Raw genomic sequence first — 19,965 nt, forward strand, 5'->3', positions numbered from 1 at the left:
GCCAATAAAAGTGATGGCTTTTTCTGTAGGGATTTGCCTGGTGGTCAAATGGCGAGAGATATGACCGTTTTCGTAGACGATGATGGAAAAGCCTATCATGTATTCTCTTCAGAAGAAAATTTTACACTGCATTTAGCTGAGTTAACCCCTGATTATTTAGGGCATACCGGAAAATTTATCAGAATTTATGTGGGGCAGCAAACAGAAGCACCAGCTTTGTTTAAGAAAAACGGAATTTACTATATGGTTGGTTCGGGCTGTACAGGTTGGGCGCCAAATCCGGCAAGATGGTTCAAAGCAAGCTCCATCTGGGGACCTTGGACTTATATGGGGAATCCATGCCAGGGCGAAGGTGCTAAGCTAACCTATGGCGGGCAGAGTACACATGTATTGCCAGCACCAGGCAAAAAAGGAGAATTTATTTTTATGGCCGATAAATGGGAGCCGAAAAACGCCATTGATGGCCGTTACTTATGGTTGCCGATCAAATTTGAGAATGATAAAATTTCGATAAACTGGGCAGATGAATGGGATCTGAGCGTGTTTAAAAAGTAGAGAAAAAACAAAATTTTTATATAAATCTAGATGATGAATTGCGTAAAAATACGCAAATGGGATTCTTTTTGCCCAAAATTCGGGTCATCTTAAAACAACTTTAAAAAATGAAAGCAAAATTATTATGGTTGGTGGCGATATGTTTCTCCTTATCAGCTTTTGGCCAGCAAGCTAAACATACGTTTAAGCTAGGAGAAACAACCTTTCTACTAGATGAAAAACCCTTTCAGATTATTTCTGGCGAGTTACATTATCCCCGGGTACCAAAAGAAGCCTGGCGCGCCCGTATGAAAATGGCCAAAGCAATGGGACTAAATACCATTGGTACCTACGTATTCTGGAATCTGCACGAACCACAAAAAGGGAAATTCGATTTTTCGGGCAATAACAACATTGCCGAATTTGTGAAAATTGCCCAAGAAGAAGGCCTTTGGGTTATCTTAAGACCAAGTCCTTACATTTGTGCCGAATGGGAATTTGGTGGTTATCCTTATTGGCTACAGAACGAAAAAGGTCTTGTGGTAAGAAGTACCGAAAAACAATATTTAGATGAGTATAAGAAGTATATTATCGAAGTAGGAAAACAGTTGGCACCATTACAGATTAACCATGGTGGTAATATTATTATGGTACAGGTAGAGAACGAATACGGCTCTTACGCTGCTGATAAAAATTATTTAGATATCAACCGAAAAATGTTTATCGAAGCAGGTTTTGATGGATTGCTTTACACTTGTGATCCTGCTGCTGATGTAAAAGATGGACATTTAGACGGATTACTGCCAGCCGTAAACGGAATCGATAATCCGGCAAAAATTAGGCAGTTGGTAAATGAGAACCATAATGGAAAAGGCCCATATTTTATAGCTGAGTGGTACCCGGCATGGTTTGATTGGTGGGGAACACCTCATCACACCGTTCCTGCAGTGCAATACACCAAAAAGTTAGATTCTGTTTTAGCAGCAGGCATTTCGATCAATATGTACATGTTCCATGGCGGTACAACCCGCGATTTTATGAATGGGGCAAACTATAAAGATATTTCACCGTACGAGCCACAAACCAGTAGTTATGATTACGATGCGCCTTTAAATGAGGCTGGAAACGTAACTGAAAAATTCAGGGCTTTTAGAAGTGTAATTGAAAAACATCTTCCAGCGGGACAAAGCTTACCTCCAATCCCAACTGCTAAACCAAGTATCGCTATTGCACCTTTTAAACTGGAGAGTAAAGTAGCTTTGTTTAATGCGCTGCCAAAAGCAGTGAAAAATAGCACGCCGTTAACTTTCGAGGATCTTAGCCAGGATTATGGTTATGTGCTCTACCGTACTACCATTAAGGGCGGTAAAAAAGGAGAACTTCAAATTAAGCAACTACGGGATTATGCGCTGATTTTTATCAACCAGAAAAGGGCAGGTATTTTAGACCGTAGGTTAAACCAAAATACTTTGGCATTAACACTCCCGAAAGGCGAAGTACAGCTCGATATTTTTGTAGAAAACATGGGTCGGATAAACTTTGGGAAGTATTTGTTAGAGAACAAAAAAGGAATTACCGAACAGGTAACTTTTGATGGGGCTGAAGTTAAAAACTGGTCGATGTATGGCTTTCCTTTTAGCAACATCAATAGTTATACTACTAAAACTACTCCATCAAGAACAACTGGAAACGGACCAACATTACAAAAAGGATCTTTCCAAATTTCGACCGTTGCAGATACCTATTTAGATATGACTGATTGGGGAAAAGGAGTAGTTTGGGTTAACGGGCACAACTTAGGAAAGTATTGGGCTATTGGTCCGCAGCAAACGCTTTATATCCCGCAGGAATGGTTAAAAAAAGGCAAAAATGATATCGCCGTTTTAGAACTGATTAAACCTGATCAGCATATTTTAAAAGCAATTGATCAACCAATTTTAAATACGATTAAAAAATTAAACGTAGATTAAACGTTTAAAAATCTTAATAATAGGGGTTAAAGGCCAAATTTTAACAAAAAGTAACGATTTAACCCCTACTTATTACCGTATTACCCCTCACTCCATCGGGGTTATAAGTGGTTACTTTGTTAAAGCCAAATCCTTATTCCATGAGTAATTTTTATAGCAGATCAGACTAATGGCCTTGAGCTCATTTTTTAATCAATCCTAAACTGTCCCTCCTTATTCAATAATAAACTAACTATTAGCAATATGAAAAAATATTTACTACTGATCTAGTTCGGTTGTATCCTAATTAAGCACCCAAGCTTCTAACCTAAGATAAATTTGGGATAATACAACGACATACTTTAACGGAAACCTGTATGGTTCATACTTTACCGGCGCCTTTAATTTATAAACCAACATAATATACTCCCGAATAGCAACATGCTCCCAAATAGTGTGTGTATTGTGTAATACAACTAACTAATATAAAATTATGAGTGAAAAAAAAACGCTTAAAAACCTAGGGTTCATATTTATATCATGGGCCTTTTTGATTTTTGGTAATCAGAGCTGTGCAAACGCACGAAATTTAATAAATCGACAAGATAGTACCCAACTTAAGAGCGTCATGTTTACAATCCTTGATGGGAACGATTTCCCATTAAAGGGCGCAGATGTTTCAAACACAAGTCTCAAAAACAATGCTAAAACAGACAGCACCGGAACAGCAAAACTAAATTCGAATAAGAATGACATAATACGTGTTCAATACAATGGTAAACTGCTGAAGGAATATATCGCTAACGGAAATTTAAATCAGATTATCCGAATTGATGGCAATAATATCATGGTGATGATGCAAAAAAAAGTAGTGTTAACTAACGACATTAAGTTATCACCAGATTTAACAACAGCTTCAACACAGGCGGTATATAACAATGATCTTATCAAATCAACTGTAACTAGTGTAAAGAATGCACTAACTGGTCGGTTGGCGGGCTTGTACACCAATCAAACCAGTGGCCGCCCGGGGTTGGATGAAGTATCGGTATTGTTAAGAGGTCAAAATCCAATTGTTCTTATTGATGGTATACCAAGAGATCTCACAATGATAGATCTGGAAGAGATCGAGTCTGTTACTGTACTTAAAGATGCTGTTTCTACTGCAATGTTAGGACTGAGGTCATCAGGTGGTGCAATTGCAATAACCACAAAAAAGGGCTTTGTTGGTGCACAGCAAATTTCGTTAACAGCTCAAACTGGTTTTCAAAGTCCACTTAAAATGCCCAAAACATTAGGTGCCTTTGATTATGCTAACTTATACAACGAAGCCAGAAGAAATAGTGGCGACCAACCTGTTTACACACAATCTGATCTTGATGCATTCAGAACAGGATCTGATCCAATTGGCCATCCAGATGTGAATTGGCAAGACGAGGTAATGAAAGATAGATCTACGTTTAGCCGTTATGATCTTAATTTTCGTGGTGGAGGAAATACTGCCAGGTATTATGTTGGCTTAGAGTATCAGAATCAAAAGGGACAATTTAAAGAAAGTGATTTAAACGAGTATTCTACCAATACGAGTTTCAGCAATTATACGGTTCGTTCTAACGTAGATATTAACCTAACGCCGAAAATGATACTAGGACTTCACCTTTTTGGCCGAATTGGGAATTATACCCAACCAGGAAGTACTGCAGCCAATATTTTTACATCTATCCTTAATACCCCAAACAATGCATATCCGATTTTTAACGAAAACGGTAGTTATGGGGGCAATACGCAATTCCAAAATAATATTTATGCACAAACTGTTAACTCGGGCTATCGTTTAAATTACAGACGGGATATCATTACCGACTTAACATTAAGAAGAAATTTAGATGACATTGTACCAGGCTTATGGGCACAAGCGTTGGTTTCGTTTTATTCTGGCCTATCTGAAAATACGGATAGAAGTAAGTCATTTGCTGTTTTTAAACAAACTGGTACAGGTTCAACAGCATCATACCAGCTTTTTGGTGTAAATGGAACACAAAATAATAACACATCAACCGATTATCAAAACAGACAATCATATGTCGAAGGAGCAGTAGGCTATAAAAGAAATTTTGGTCTGCACCAGATTGATGCTCAAATTAGGGCAACCAGCGACAATGTAAACAGTGGGGGAGACCTTAGCTTGAATTATTATGGCGGTTCTGGTAGGGCCTCCTACAGTTTCGATGAGCGTTATACTGCAGAAGTAGCATTCGGACTTAACAAAACCAATAGGTATCCAAAAGGATCTCCTATGGGATTCTTTCCGGCGGCAGGTTTGAGTTGGAACATTACTAAAGAAAAATTCATGCCTAAATTTTCTTGGTTAAATGATCTGAAGTTATTTGCCAGTTACGGACGTACCGGTAACGATGCTGCGGGTTATTTTGTTTTCCAGCAATTTTATGTAGGCAGCCCAAGTTCGTATTTCTTTGGTACAAGTGCTTCGAGCAGTTCTGCTTTACGTCAGGATGTATTGGCAAATCCAAACGTAACCTGGGAAAAAGGAGATAAATTAAATTTAGGCTTAAAAACCACATTATTTAGCAATCATTTGTTTTTACAGGCCGAATATTTCAATAACAAATACTCAGATCTGCTTACTTCGCCTAATTTATCAAGCATTGTAGGTACAACGGTAAGAAACCTAAATGTAGGTGTCAATCGTTATAGTGGATTTGAACTTCAGTTAAATTGGCAGCAATCTTTCGGCGATTTTAGCTATTTCATTTCTGGTAATGCCAGTACTTTAAAATCAAAAGTAATTTATCAGAATGAAGTTTTTAGAGAATATAGTTATCAAAGCCGTACTGGGCAACCTGTAGGGCAGCAATTTGGCTATATCGCTGATGGTCTTTTTCAATCGCAGGCAGAAATCAATGCCACTGCTAAAATTGCAGGATATAATCCTGTTCCTGGTGATATTAAATATAAAGACTTAAATAACGATGGCGTTATTGACCAGTTCGACCAGGCTAAGATTGGTACAGATAAACCATTGGTTTACTATGGAGCAAATATTGGCTTCTCTTACTCAGGCTTCGATTTTAGTGTATTGTTGCAAGGGGTTGCAAACAGAAACTTATTGCTAACGGGTAACAGTGAATGGGAATTTCAGAATGGTGGCTTTGGGCAGGCATATGAGCATAACTTAGGTCGATGGACTCCGGCAACTGCAGCAACTGCAACCTACCCGAGAGTTACAGTTGGTAATAATTTTAACAATAACATTGTTTCTTCTTTCTGGATGCATAGTGGTAGTTACCTGCGATTGAAAAATATCGAACTGGGCTATACCATTTCACCACGATTTACCAATAAAGTAAAAGTTTCGAGTATCAGATTATTTGTAAACGGTACAAACTTGTTTACAAGTGCTTCTTTTGATAGAGTTGATCCAGAAACTAACGGAGGTGTATACCCAATTCAAAGGGTTATTAATGGTGGTTTAAGTGTTAAATTTTAATCTTTAAATAGATGAATACGAGAATAATGGCTGTGATGGTGATCCTAATAGGGATGGCATCATGCAAAAAATATGAAGAAACACCTTTACAGGGGATTAAAAGAGATAATGTTTACGATCCGCTTGATAAAAACGGTGATTTTGCCAGACAAGTACTTTCAGATTTATATACTTCATTACCTGACGGTTTTAATAGGGTGAGGGCAGACGGAGACAATGCTGTAGGCGATTTTCTTGATGCCGGAAGTGACGATGCAATTCCATCGGTACAAAATAAGGTGGTAGAATATTACAAAAATGGCAGGTTAAATTCAACCAATAATCCAGATGATAACTGGGCAGCAGCATACCGTGCAATTCGTGCCGCTAACGATTTCTTGGCCAATGTAGATGTAGTTCCGGTTGATGCCAATGCACCAAAAACAATTCAGTATTGGAAAGCTGAGGCACGCTTTATCAGAGCAATGAATTATTTTGAAATGATTAAAAGATATGGAGGCGTACCGTTAATTGGTGATAAAGTATTATCTCAGGATGATAATTTACAGATTCCACGCAATACTTTCGAACAATGTATCAATTATTTGGTAAGCGAATGCGATGCCATTAAAGGTTTATTGCGTGTTGAACCGGTTGCAGACTCTGACTTAGGTAGAATTACACGTGGTGCTGCCTATGCGCTGAAAGCAAGAGTTTTGCTTTATGCGGCCAGTCCACTTTTTAACGGCGGTGGAACAGCAGGGGATCCTACAAAAAAAGCTTTAGCAGGTTATCCTACATTTGATGCTGGAAGATGGACATTAGCTTTAAATGCAGCACAGGAATTAATCAATTTAAACGCTTATCAACTCACCACAGCATTTAACGCTGCTTTTATTGGTAGAAAAAATACAGAGGTAATATTGGCAAAACAAAGAGCAAAAACTTTTGATCTGGAGACCAATAATGCTCCAATAGGTTATACCACTCCTTTAAGTAATGGTTTAACCAGTCCAACACAAGAGCTGGTAGATGCATTTCCGATGTTAAATGGACTAAGTATCACAGATCCGGCTTCTGGTTATGTAGCATCTAATCCTTATGCTGGAAGAGATAAAAGGTTAGATAATACTGTTTTTTATAATGGTATCAGATGGCTGAGCCGCAATGTTGAAACCTTTGAAGGTGGTAAAGATAAACCGGGAGGTGTAGCCGTGCAAACAAGAACAGGTTATTACTTAAAGAAATACATGGCAGATTTTTCTGCTGCAACAGCCTATGCTACCCAAGATCACAACTATGTTATTTTTCGCTATGGCGGAGTATTGCTTGATTACGCAGAATGCTTAAACGAAGTGGGTAGAACAACCGATGCCTACGCACCATTAAGGTCGCTCCGCTTAAGGGCGGGGATTACCGCCGGAACAGGTACAGATACCTATGGGATTAAAGCAGGAATGTCTCAGGAAGCTATGCGTGCTTTTATCCAGAACGAAAGACGGATTGAGATGGCCTTTGAGGAACAACGCTTCTGGGATATCAGACGATGGAAAATTGCTGCTCAGGTTTTAAACGGCTCGCTTCACGGTACACTGATCACCAGATCACCAGCAGGCGCTTTAACATATGCGCCATATACAGTAGCAAATACAACATTTAATCAGCGGTTTTACCTAATGCCTATCCCTTATTCAGAGGTGATCAGAAACAGAAGCCTGATACAGAATGAAGGTTGGTAATTATTCACAAATAAGTTAAAACTGAAAGCATTTATGAGAAAATATATATTCTTTTTAGCATTTACCATTTTGTCGAAGTTTCTCTTTGCACAAAATGTTAACATACAGGGCCAGGTTAGCGATAAGGATGGCGGTATCCCTGGCGCAAGCATTATTGAAAAAGATGTTCCGGGTAACGGTGCATCTACGGGAACAGATGGTAAATTTCGGATTACCTTGAGAGGTAAAAGCCATATTCTGGTTGTGAATGCCATTGGTTATCTGGCAAAAGAAGTAACAGTGGGTCAGTCAGCTAATATTAACATTTTATTAGAGTCTGATGTAAAGGGGCTAGAAGAGGTGGTGGTTGTAGGTTATGGAACCACTAAGAAAGCCACCTTAACAGGAGCAATTAGTTCTGTATCGGGGCAGGATATTCGAAGAAACCCTTCGGCAAGTTTGCAGAACACTTTAGCAGGCCGATTACCAGGTTTTAGTTCCCAGCAAACCAGTGGTCAGCCCGGATCTGATGGCGCAACATTTTTTATTCGTGGAACAGGCTCTTACACAGGCTCTAACCAACCACTTATTATTGTAGATGATATCGAGTTTACCTATGCACAATTTGCCCGTTTAGATGCGAATGAAATTGAAAGCCTAAGTATATTGAAAGACGCGTCGACAACAGCTGTTTATGGTATTAAAGGTGCCAATGGTGTAGTTTTGGTTACCACCAGACGTGGAGTTGTAGGGCCACCGAACATTACTTTTCGTAGCGAATATGCCCTTTCACAGCCAACAAGGTTACCTAACTTTCTTGATGCTTATGAATCAGCAAAGCTTTTTAACCAGGCAAGAATAAACGATGGCTTACCTGTGCAATACACTGCTGCCGATCTCGAACATTGGAAAACGGGCGATGATCCTTATGGCCACCCCGATGTAAACTGGAAAGAGGTTTTATTCCGCAAGTTCAGTTACCAATGGCGCAACAACTTCGATATTAGTGGAGGTAACGATGTGGTAAAATACTTCGCATCATTAGGTATGGTTACCCAAAATGGTATATTAAATGATTTTGGAGCCGGTGAGGATGTAAACAACAATTTTTATTACAAAAGATACAATTACCGCTCTAATATTGATATTAAGGCAACAAAAACCTTAAACGTTAAACTCGATTTATTTGGGAATATAGGAGAACGAAACAATCCGGTAATCCCTAATATCAACGGTATTCAGAATATATTTTATTTTTACAACAGTTTTTTAACGCTGGCACCATTTGCTTATCCAATTAACAACCCTGATGGAAGCTATGGTTACAGCTATGCACAGCCAAACCGCTACTCATCGCCAAATATTGTACAGGCATTAACACTGGGAGGTTATAGCAGAGATTTCGAGAACAACATGAATATAAATGCCGCCGCTACACAAAAACTCGATTTCATCACACAAGGACTTTCTTTAAGAGGGGCAATTGCTTATGGTAGCACTTATACTTACACCAGGGGATTATCAAGAGGAACTTTTCCCGCATTTATTTATAATCCCACTGATGGAACTTATACACCTAAAGATCCAAACGTATTCAGGGTAGGTACCTACACATTAAACTATAGCCCAGGGTCTACCACCAGAACCATTAATCCACAGGCTTCATTAAACTACGATCGCACATTCGGCTCACACCATATATCGGGGTTGGCATTATATAACAACAGAAGCTTTTTTGGATATAGAGACCCTGCCAATACAAATCGGATTTTAAATTTTATCCCAGTACCAACAAGTGGTTTTTCTGGTCGCGTGGGGTACGACTATAAAGGAAAATATTTAGCAGAATTTAATGCCGGTTATAATAAATCAGAGGTTTTTGCCTCAGGTAAAAAGTATGGCTTTTTCCCTGCCGGATCAATTGGCTATAACATTTCGGAGGAAAAATTTTTTAAAGGAAACATAAAATTTGTTGATCGTTTAAAATTCAGGGCATCTTATGGCCTTGTAGGAACGGATGATATTGGTAACTATGCCTATGCTTACTTACAAACATACAATAACAGTGGAAACGTTTCATATGGAACTTCTCATAATGCCTATAATGCCATATTCGAAGGGCGTTTAGCCAACTCTGATGTAACCTGGGAGAAAGTTAAGAAGCTAAATATCGGTATGGATCTAACCATGTTTAAAGGACGTGTTACTTCAACACTTGATGTGTTTAACGATAATAGGTATGATATTTTAACCAATAGGGGTACAGTGTCTTATGTGTTTGGACAATCTTTACCGCCAGTTAATCTTGGAAAAACCAACAATAGAGGTTTTGAGCTCGAAATTGCCTATAATGATAAGATTGGTAAAGAATTTAATTATCGTGTTGGCGGTAATATCTCTGTGGCTAAAAATAAAATTGTTTTCCAGGATGAGGCCTTACCATTATTTCCATATCAACAATATACCGGTAATCCGATCAACACACCCAGACAGTTTAAATTTGTAGGTTTTTACCAGGATGCAGCTGATGTAGCAAATAGTGCCAAGCCTTTAACAGGAGTAAAACCTGGGGATATCAAATATGCAGATTTAAATGGCGATGGTGCAATTACAGATGCTGACCAGTCTTATTTTGGATATTCAAATACACCTAATACAATCGTAGGTTTCAATCTAAGTGCAAACTATAAAACTTTAAGTTTGAATGTGCTTTTTCAAGGCGCATTGAATTTTAATGTTGCTGGCATCCGTGAATCTATCCAAGCATTTGGGTCTAATTTACAGGCTATTCATCAACAAAGCTGGACCCCAGAACTTGGCCAAAGTGCAAAATATCCTATCCTATCAACTTCACCAAACTCAATTTCTATTCCTACAGCGCCATCCGATTTTTGGAATGTTAGAGGTGATTATTTGCGATTAAAATCAATAGAACTAAGTTATGGCATTCCTCAGAGTTGGGTAAATAAGGTTCGGTTAAAAGGCGCAAGAATATATGTAAACGGTACAAATTTAATTACTTGGACAAAACTTGGCTCATTATACGAATACGATCCAGAAATATCAAGTAACAACACAAATACCAATTATCCACCACAAAGGCTCTATAACATGGGTTTATCGGTAACATTTTAAGTTTTAGCTATGAAAAGATATATTTTAATTGTTTTAATTTTGGTAGGGTTAATATCCTGCAAAAAAGCTACGAGTTATCTCGATCAACAGAATGCTGGTCAGGATGCAACAGTAGTATTTAGCGATAGTGTACGAACATTGGGTTTTTTAAACGGAATTTACCAGGGGCGTGGTTTTTCATTTAACAAAGGCCGCTGGGATAGTCACGGAAACCTTGATGAAGCTACTGATGATGCCGAATACCGTTATAGCGGGTCGGGACAGTATGCTGTGATCTTGTATTCCGGAAACGTAAATCCGTTAAATGTCGTAAAGGGCACAACGACCGATTTTTATGTTCAGCCTTATTTACAGATCCGTGCGGTGAATTTATTTTTGTCGAAATTGCCAACAACGCCATTAGCCCCTTCCACACAAAAACGCGTTGCTGCTGAAGCAAGGTTTTTACGTGCATGGTATTATCATTATTTAGTGAAATCTTTTGGGGGCATTGCACTTCTTGGCGATAGATTGTTTGATAAAGATGATATCATCGATATTCCAAGAAATACTTATGAAGATTGTATAAATTACATTGTAAGTGAGTGTGATGCTGCTGCTGCAAGCCTTCCATTAGATCAGTTAGATCAAGATTATGGAAGAATTACTAAAGGGATGTGCCTAGCCTTAAAATCAAGGGTATTGCTTAGTGCCGCGAGCCCTTTATTTAATGGCGGTGGTATAGTTAAAACAGGTGCAATTGCAAGTATAATAGCGTATCCTACTTATGATGCAGCACGTTGGGCAAAAGCAGCACAGGCCGCAAAAGATGTAATTGATATGAACAAATACGATCTCGTTGTAGATAATACCACAGCTCCTGGCTTTGGCTTCTATAAAGCCTTCATTAGCAGGGCAAATAGCGAGTTAATATTTACTTTTACACAAGGACCTAACAAAGATTTTGAAGGCCATTTTCTTCCACCTTCGCGGAGCGGCGGGTTTTATTCAACACCAACTCAAAATCTTGTAGATCAGTTCGATATGCGTAACGGAAAACAGATTACAGATCCGGCATCAGGATACAATGCCGCCAATCCATATGTTAACCGCGATCCTAGGTTCGGTTATACCGTTATTTACAATGGCTCTCTCTATGCCAATAATAGCGGTGCCCAGGCTCCTGTATTTACCTATGTAAATGCGCCAAGCGATGGTAATGGCATCGGAACAACTTCTGGCTACTATGGCCGTAAAATGTGCGATGTGAATGTATCATGGGGAGGTAGTGCCAATGCCGATAGGGGTTATCCTTTAATGAGATACGCAGAAATATTGCTCAATTATGCTGAAGCACTTAATGAATTGGGACAAACTAGCAATGCACTTACCTATATTTTCAAGATCAGGGAACGTGCAGGTATCTTACCAGGTGCCGATGCCAGATTTGGAATTAAAACTGATATCAGCCAAGTAGAACTCAGAGATTTGATTATTAAAGAACGCCGCACAGAAATGGCTTTTGAAGATATGCGGTTTTACGACGAGAGGAGATGGAAAATTGCCGAGGTAACTGAAAACGCTTTCAATAAGGTTATGTTGATTACCCCGAAAAGTGGTACAACCTCTACTTCTACAGATGGTACTTCGTATAATTATCAAATTGCAAATTCGATCAGAAGACATAACTTTCGTGCCGCAAATTATCTTTTGCCAATTCCGCAGAGCGAAATTTTAAAGCTTCCTTCCTATCTACAAAACCCAGGCTATTAACATCTTCTGGTTTATAGTTAATTTAACTCTCCAAACCTTTTATCATGAAGGTTCGGAGAGTTTTTATTTATATGCAAATCAGCAAGCACATCTAATAGGAACCCTTGCCTTAAAAGCAATGCAGCCTAAATGGCTAATCAGGCGATAAACTTCGATGTAGAACGTTGATTACGCGCCTTAGTCAAAAAATAGGATTAAGCACTTCAAAAGACGGATTTAAAGCAGATCGTATAAGCCAATTTTTAACTTAACAAGGGAAAGTGATTTGAATATGTGATTTAACTTAAACGTCAATTAAACGTTTAAGTTTTCTTGAAAGTCTTAAAATCACTGGAAATGGTCTAAAAATAACAATTTAACCCCTACTTATTACTGTATTACCCCTCACTACAAACGCACTTTTTATAGTTAATTTGCTTCAACCAAGTATAAGAATATAAGATCAATCCGGATTATTCGAGATTAACTACCTAGAATAATTGATGGGTACAGCAGCGTAAAGAAAATGTTGTATCTAATTTTTTGAAGCAAAACCTAATCCTTTAACTAATCATAAAAACCCAAACAAAATGTCCCCATTATTATCAACTCAAATTATTATTTGACGATGTGGTCCGAACCCATTGTCTGTTTAACAAAAAAATAATCCCTAAACCAAAATTATGAAGAAAGATAAATCTACTCCACTCTTTTAAAATCCTAAACAAAAATAGGAAGTCCTTACTGCTGGTAAGGGCAAAACAATAAAAAATGCGAAAGAATAAGGTGCCGCGTGTGCCGTTTTCCTAAACATTACCAACGAAACATTTTCGATCGATCGAACTCCTTATGGTTCAACAAGTCTTGAGCAAGGGCAAGCTACGATCTCACTTATTGATGTACCTAACCAATTTTAACCACTTTTATGAAGAAAAAACTACCAAATAAAATACTGCTCCATCCACACAGTATTGCCTTTAGGTCAATTTTAAAATTTTTATTCTGTTTTGTAATTACAACTTCTTGCTTAACGGCAGCAGCACAAACCGAGGTAACCGTAACCGGTATAGTTAAAGACGAATCTGGGGGAATCCCAGGAGTAAACGTTAAAGTATCTGGTACCCTCAAAGGAATTTCTACAGATAGTGACGGGAAATATAGTATTAAAATGGCCAGGTCAGGTAAATTGCTGTTCACAGGAATTAGTTACAAACCCAAAACGGTTATCGTGGCAGATTATTTACCAAATAAAGATGGCATTTATATTATTAACGTAACGCTAGTGAGTGATGTAGGCTCTTTGGACGAAGTAGCCGTAGTGGGTTTTGGTACCCAGAAAAAGGCAAGTATGGTCAGTTCTATCACGACTATTAATCCAAAAGAACTTAAAGGTCCAACAAGTAATCTAACTACGATGATGCAAGGGCGTGTAGCAGGTATGATCGCCTATCAGCGTAGTGGAGAGCCAGGGGCAGATAATGCACAGTTTTTTATTCGTGGCTTAGGTACATTTGGTACAGGTAAGCAAGACCCATTGATTTTAATTGATGGTATAGAATCTACACAGAATGATATGGCCCGCTTGCAGGCAGATGATATCGCCTCATTCAGTGTTTTAAAAGATGCTACTGCATCGGCAGTTTATGGTGCCCGTGGTGCTAATGGTGTAGTATTAATTACAACAAAATCTGGAGAAGCCGGTAATACAAATTTTACGGTTAGGTCAGAAACGGCAGTTTCATCAAACACAAAGAATTTTCAATTTGCAGATAATATTACTTATATGAGAATGGCAAATGAGGCAGCACTAACGCGAAACCCTCAGGCCGCTTTACCTTATCTTCAAACCAAAATTGATGGTACAGCCAGAGGAGATAACCCTTTATTATATCCAAGCAACAACTGGATCGATCAATTAATTAAAGATTATACTATAAATACCCGTAACAATATTAGCTTACAAGGCGGTGGCGAGAAAGCCCGGTTTTATGTTGCAGGAACATACAATATAGATAATGGAGTGCTAAAAGTTGAGGGACTGAACAATTTCAACAATAACGTAAAGTTGAAAAATTATTCTGTTCGCTCTAACGTAGATCTAGATTTGACCAAAACAACCAAAGCCGCAATTCGGGTTTATGGGCAATTTGATGATTATTCAGGTCCTTTACTAGGACCCAATGGACAAAGTGGAGGCGAACGGATTTTTAATCAGACCATTTGGTCTAATCCAGTTCTGTTTCCGTCAGTTTACCCTTCAGAATTATCTCCCTTTACTACACATGCCTTATTTGGAAATGCGATTACACCAAATAACGGATTATATGTAAATCCTTACGCAGAAATGGTAAGAGGATATTCTGAGTACAATGCATCAACCTTACAAACTCAAATTGAATTGAAACAAGATTTAAAAGTGTTTACCGAGGGCTTAAATGCACGTTTAATGACCTATGCAAGAAGGTATTCTTATTTCGATGTATCCAGAAATTACAATCCCTTTTATTACGTAGCCAGCGAACAACCAAATGGAGGTGTTGGTTTACAGGTTTTAAATCCAGGCGGACAAGGTTCTATAGGTGCAACAGGTACGGAGTATTTAGGCTATTCAGAAGGCAGAAAGATTTTAAACTCAACTTTTTATGCAGAATTGGCCTTAAATTATGCGAGAACATTTGGGGGCAAACATGCAGTAAGCGGCATGCTCATTACAACCATGCGGAACTACTTGTCGGGCAATGCCGGAAGTTTGCAGTTATCGCTTCCAGCCCGTAACCAAGGCTTATCTGGTAGAGCAACATACGGTTACGACGATAAATATTTAGCCGAATTCAACTTTGGTTACAATGGATCAGAACGTTTTGCGGATAATAACCGTTTTGGTTTTTTTCCATCATTTGGCTTAGGTTATGTATTGTCTAATGAAGAATTTTTCAAGCCATTAACAAAAGTAATCAACAGCATGAAGTTAAGGGCTACTTATGGTTTTGTTGGAAACGATCAGATTGGAAATGACGATGATCGTTTCTTTTACATGTCGGAAGTCAACATGAACAACTTTGATTATGGTGCAACTTTTGGCGAGCAATATGGCTATTCTAAAAGCGGGATATTAGTGAGCAGATACGCTAATCCATTAATTACCTGGGAGAGATCAGAACAACTTAATCTCGGCGTAGACTTTAGGTTTTTTAATGCGCTGGATATCAATATTGATGTATACCGAAATACGCGCTCCAATATTTTAACTGCACGTACTTATATTCCTACCACAATGGGTTTACAGGCTGCTGTTAGAGCCAATACCAATAAAGCCCAGAATGAAGGGGTAGATTTTGCAGCAGCCTTCAATAAATCTTTTGGTAACGGATGGTCAGTTCAAATGAGAGGTAATTTTACATATGCAAAAAGTAAAATCCTGATTAATGATGAGCCAACGTACCCAGCTAACGAATATTACAGAACAAGCGTAGGCCTCCCTACCACTCAGAGATTTGGATACATCGCAGAACGCTTATTTATTGATGATAATGAGGCCAAAAACTCTCCTTTGCAATTTGATGGAACTCCTGGCTTAAACTACGGAGGTGGTGATATCAAATACCGGGATGTAAATGGCGACGGATTGATTAATGATCAGGATCAGGTGCCGATTGGTCTTCCAACCTCGCCCGAAATTATTTACGGTTTTGGTGGTACAATCGGCTATAAAAGCTTCGATTTCAGTTTCTTCTTTCAAGGTTCTGCCCGCTCTTCATTCTTTATCAATTCAGAAAATATTGCCCCATTTGTATTAAACGGAGGTAGTCAGAATGGATTATTGTCAGCTATTTCTGATAGCTATTGGTCAGAAGAGAATAGAAATATATATGCCATGTGGCCGCGTTTGAGCCCCAACTTTGTAAGAAATAACAGCCGCGAAGGCAACAATCTTAATCAAACCTCAACCTGGTGGATGAGAAGTGGGAATTTTTTAAGGTTGAGAAGTGTTGAATTCGCTTACAATGCCAATAAAAGGTTAACTCAAAGGATTGGTTTAACAGCACTCCGCCTATATGTAAGTGCAACCAATGTAGGCTATACCAGCAGCTTTAAAGCCTGGGATCCGGAAATGGGTGGCAAGGGCTTAGGATATCCTATTCAGGGCACATATAATTTAGGTGTCAGAGCCTCATTTTAATTAGAAACACATGGCTTTAAACGATAATAAAATGAAAAATATTACGATAAACAAAATAAAAGATAGCGTTAAGGATATACTTATCACTTTGTGTTTTGTAAGTGCTATATGTACCATGTCAGCATGTAAAAAATATTTAGATATAGTGCCCGATAACGTTGCTACCATAGATAATGCTTTCACCATGAGAACAGAAGCAGAAAAATACCTGTTTACCTGTTACTCTTTTTTGCCAAAAGACGGCGACCCGTTCTATAACGTCGGTTTACTTTCTGGCGATGAACTTTGGGTTCCAACTCAGGAATGGGATTTTGTATCTTATGCCTGGCGCGGTGCAAGGGGCGGACAAAATGCTGCCAATCCCTATATGAATGCATGGAATGGTAATTATCAAGGCGGAGGACCAGGCGATAATTATGGTTTATGGAAAGGAATAAGAAATTGTAATATCTTTTTAGAAAATGTAAAAGATGAAAGTAAAGTAAGAGATTTAAGACCCGACGAGCGTGCCCGTTGGATAGCTGAGGTTACTTTCTTAAAAGCGTATTACCATTATTACCTGTTGCGGATGTATGGGCCGATTCCGTTAGTAGATCAGAATATAGATATCAGTGCTCCAGAAGATGATGTACGGATTAAACGTAAACCATTTGACGAATGTGTGGCTTATATTTCTGGATTGATAGATGAATCTACAACGAATCTGCCACCGATTATTACAGACAGGACTACAGAGCTGGGAAGGATAACCAGACCTATAGCTTTGGCTGTAAAGGCAAAACTATTATTACTTGCGGCAAGCCCATTGTTTAACGGCAATCAGGATTATGCCAATTTCAAAGACCGTGATGGTGTAAATCTAATTCCATCGGCTTATAGTGCTGCTAAATGGAAAAGTGCTGCTGATGCTGCTAAGATAGCTATTGATGCTGCGGAACAAGCAGGTGCTGCATTATACAAGTTCCCAGGATCAACCTTTAAACTTTCCGATACCACGAACTTGCAGTTAACATTGAGAAGTTCGATTACCGAACGGTGGAATATCGAACATGTTTGGGCAAACCCAAACACTAGGGCAGATATGCTACAACGGGTAGCTATGCCTAAACTTGCTTCAGGTGGGGCAAGCGGTGATGCAAGAATGCAGTTGGCTGCTCCGCTTAAAATTGCCGAAATGTTTTATTCAAGCAATGGAGTGCCTATTAATGAAGACAAGGTATTAAACTTTTCGAATAGATACAGTTTAAGAACTGCTGTAGATAAAGAACGCTTTTATGTAAAAGTTGGTTATGAAACTGCCCGCGTAAACTTTGATCGCGAACCACGCTTTTATGCTGCTCTTGGTTTTGATGGTGGCGTTTGGTACAAATACGATAGTCCTTCTAACTCTGATGAAAATACATGGGTTGTTGAAGGGAAGTACACTCAGTTAGCAGGCGCTACACACGTTGGCTTTTACAATGAAACAGGTTATTATATTAAAAAATTGGTAGACTGGAACATGACGAACAGTACCAATGGTGTTTCCTATCGCGACTATCCTTGGCCGCAAATACGACTGGCAGATTTATATCTCATGTATGCAGAAGCCTTAAACGAAAGTCAGGGGCCCGTAAATGATGTGTTTGAATATGTAGATCGAATTCGAAAACGGGCAGGTTTGGCAGGTGTGGTAGAATCGTGGAATAGTTTTTCCAATAATCCTAATAAACCAACAACCAAAGACGGTTTGAGAGAAATTATCCACCAGGAAAGAGGAATTGAGCTCGCTTTCGAAGGCAGTCGCTATTGGGATATGAAAAGGTGGAAGAAAGCAGGCGAAGTATTCAATCAGGCTATAACAGGTTGGAGTGTTTTCCAGGCCAATACCTTAGATTATTATAGAGTAAGGACGATTTATACACAAAATTTTGTTGCTCCGCGCGATTATTTGGCACCAATTAGAAATTATGATATCACTGTAAATCCCAAACTGGTTCAAAATCCAGGTTGGTAATTTGTAAACCAAATAACATTTTCAAATATGAACACAATGAAATTAAATTTTGTACTATTATTATCAACTCTGATAATTTTAGTTGCAGGTTGTAAGGTTGATGAACTTGAACCCCTCGAAAAAAATACAGATGTTCCTGGTGCCGTTTCTAATGTGAAATGGGTTGCTGGGCCAGGTAATGCAACTTTAACTTATGCGGTGCCCAATAATAATAATCTACTTTATGTAAAAGCTGTTTATACCCTGGCCTCAGGACGTGTGATGGAAGTAAAAGCTTCTTATTACGGAAATACTTTAAAGGTGGAAGGTTTTGGAGATACAGAAGAACATGAAGTAAAACTTTATGCAGTTACAAGAAGCGAAATAGAGTCTGCTCCGGTAAGTGTAAAGGTAAAACCCCTCGAAAATCCGATTTGGGGAGTGTTTAGAAGTATTAAAGCGCAAGCTGATTTTGGAGGATTGAGATTTACTGCAAAAAACATTGCTAAAGCAGATTTGGCGATAGAAATCTTAACAGAAGATAGTAAAGGTAAACTCGTACCCACTTCTAAAAATATTTATACCTCAATTGTAGATATAGACCAGGCGATAAGAGGATATGATCCTATTGAACGCAAGTTTGCCATTACCATTAGAGATAGGTGGTTAAACTATAGCGATACCTTATACACTACATTGACACCACTTTATGAAGCGGTTATTCCAAAATCAGGTTATAAGGCCGTTACATTGCCAAGCGATGTGGCCTTGAACACCTCGACTTCAATTGCTGGTATGTGGGATGGAGATACAAATGGCTGGCCAAGGGTATTAATGACGAGCTCTGGAGTTTTAACTCCTCAATGGGTTACTTTTGATATTGGTAAACTATCTTCATTAAGCCGCATCGTAATATGGGATTATCCTGAGTATCTAAATGGCCGTACCTATTATTATGGCGGTAACTTGTTAGACTTCGAGGTATGGGGAACAGATAATCCGCCATCAGATGGTAGTTTTACAAATTGGACCAAGTTAGGTACATTTAAATCTATAAAACCATCAGGTAGTGCCTATGGCGTTAATACTGCAGAAGATAATACCACCGGTGCTGCAGGCTTAAATTATACTTTCGATGCCGGCATTCCTAAAGTACGATACATCCGTATTAAAAGCTTAAAAAACTGGCAAGGAACAACATTTATGGCTATTGGAGAAATTCAGCTTTATGGTGATCCTAGGTAATATGATAACGC

At 38.7% G+C, this 19,965-nt stretch carries 9 protein-coding genes; all 9 read left to right on the plus strand.

What is annotated here, in order from left to right; genetic code table 11:
* On the plus strand, positions 1 to 555 hold a 555-nt coding region (locus ASU31_RS21045; protein ID WP_157258165.1), incomplete at its 5' end, for a family 43 glycosylhydrolase.
* A 107-nt stretch (positions 556 to 662) separates the two neighbouring features.
* Complete coding sequence (locus ASU31_RS21050; RefSeq protein ID WP_057934239.1) at positions 663 to 2,504, plus strand: glycoside hydrolase family 35 protein; 1,842 nt, start codon at positions 663 to 665, stop codon at positions 2,502 to 2,504.
* Positions 2,505 to 3,111: 607 nt separating this feature from the next.
* The gene (locus ASU31_RS21055; protein ID WP_057934240.1) at positions 3,112 to 5,991 is read left to right on the plus strand and encodes a SusC/RagA family TonB-linked outer membrane protein; all 2,880 of its coding nucleotides are present in this window, start codon (positions 3,112 to 3,114) and stop codon (positions 5,989 to 5,991) included.
* 11 nt (positions 5,992 to 6,002) lie between these two features.
* On the plus strand, positions 6,003 to 7,709 hold the full coding sequence (locus ASU31_RS21060; RefSeq protein ID WP_083505465.1) for a RagB/SusD family nutrient uptake outer membrane protein: 1,707 nt from the start codon (positions 6,003 to 6,005) through the stop codon (positions 7,707 to 7,709).
* Between the two features lie 33 nt (positions 7,710 to 7,742).
* Positions 7,743 to 10,823: a SusC/RagA family TonB-linked outer membrane protein gene (locus ASU31_RS21065; protein WP_057934242.1), complete on the plus strand. Its 3,081-nt coding sequence runs from the start codon at positions 7,743 to 7,745 to the stop codon at positions 10,821 to 10,823.
* 9 nt (positions 10,824 to 10,832) lie between these two features.
* Entirely contained in the window at positions 10,833 to 12,575 is a 1,743-nt protein-coding gene (locus ASU31_RS21070) for a RagB/SusD family nutrient uptake outer membrane protein (protein WP_057934243.1), read from the plus strand.
* A gap of 904 nt (positions 12,576 to 13,479) precedes the next feature.
* Positions 13,480 to 16,734: a SusC/RagA family TonB-linked outer membrane protein gene (locus ASU31_RS21075; RefSeq protein ID WP_083505466.1), complete on the plus strand. Its 3,255-nt coding sequence runs from the start codon at positions 13,480 to 13,482 to the stop codon at positions 16,732 to 16,734.
* A gap of 31 nt (positions 16,735 to 16,765) precedes the next feature.
* A complete protein-coding gene (locus ASU31_RS21080; RefSeq protein ID WP_209435031.1) occupies positions 16,766 to 18,730 on the plus strand; it encodes a RagB/SusD family nutrient uptake outer membrane protein in 1,965 nt (654 codons plus the stop codon).
* Positions 18,731 to 18,766: 36 nt separating this feature from the next.
* A complete protein-coding gene (locus tag ASU31_RS21085; protein ID WP_057934245.1) occupies positions 18,767 to 19,954 on the plus strand; it encodes a DUF5000 domain-containing lipoprotein in 1,188 nt (395 codons plus the stop codon).
* Positions 19,955 to 19,965: the final 11 nt, after the last annotated feature.

Source organism: Pedobacter ginsenosidimutans, assembly GCF_001442625.1.
Lineage (GTDB): Bacteria > Bacteroidota > Bacteroidia > Sphingobacteriales > Sphingobacteriaceae > Pedobacter > Pedobacter ginsenosidimutans.

Coding starts and splice junctions, on each gene's coding strand:
- ASU31_RS21050 (WP_057934239.1), top strand. CDS start 663: ATGAAAGCAAAATTATTATGGTTGGTGGCGATATGTTTCTCCTTATCA.
- ASU31_RS21055 (WP_057934240.1), top strand. CDS start 3,112: ATGTTTACAATCCTTGATGGGAACGATTTCCCATTAAAGGGCGCAGAT.
- ASU31_RS21060 (WP_083505465.1), top strand. CDS start 6,003: ATGAATACGAGAATAATGGCTGTGATGGTGATCCTAATAGGGATGGCA.
- ASU31_RS21065 (WP_057934242.1), top strand. CDS start 7,743: ATGAGAAAATATATATTCTTTTTAGCATTTACCATTTTGTCGAAGTTT.
- ASU31_RS21070 (WP_057934243.1), top strand. CDS start 10,833: ATGAAAAGATATATTTTAATTGTTTTAATTTTGGTAGGGTTAATATCC.
- ASU31_RS21075 (WP_083505466.1), top strand. CDS start 13,480: ATGAAGAAAAAACTACCAAATAAAATACTGCTCCATCCACACAGTATT.
- ASU31_RS21080 (WP_209435031.1), top strand. CDS start 16,766: ATGAAAAATATTACGATAAACAAAATAAAAGATAGCGTTAAGGATATA.
- ASU31_RS21085 (WP_057934245.1), top strand. CDS start 18,767: ATGAAATTAAATTTTGTACTATTATTATCAACTCTGATAATTTTAGTT.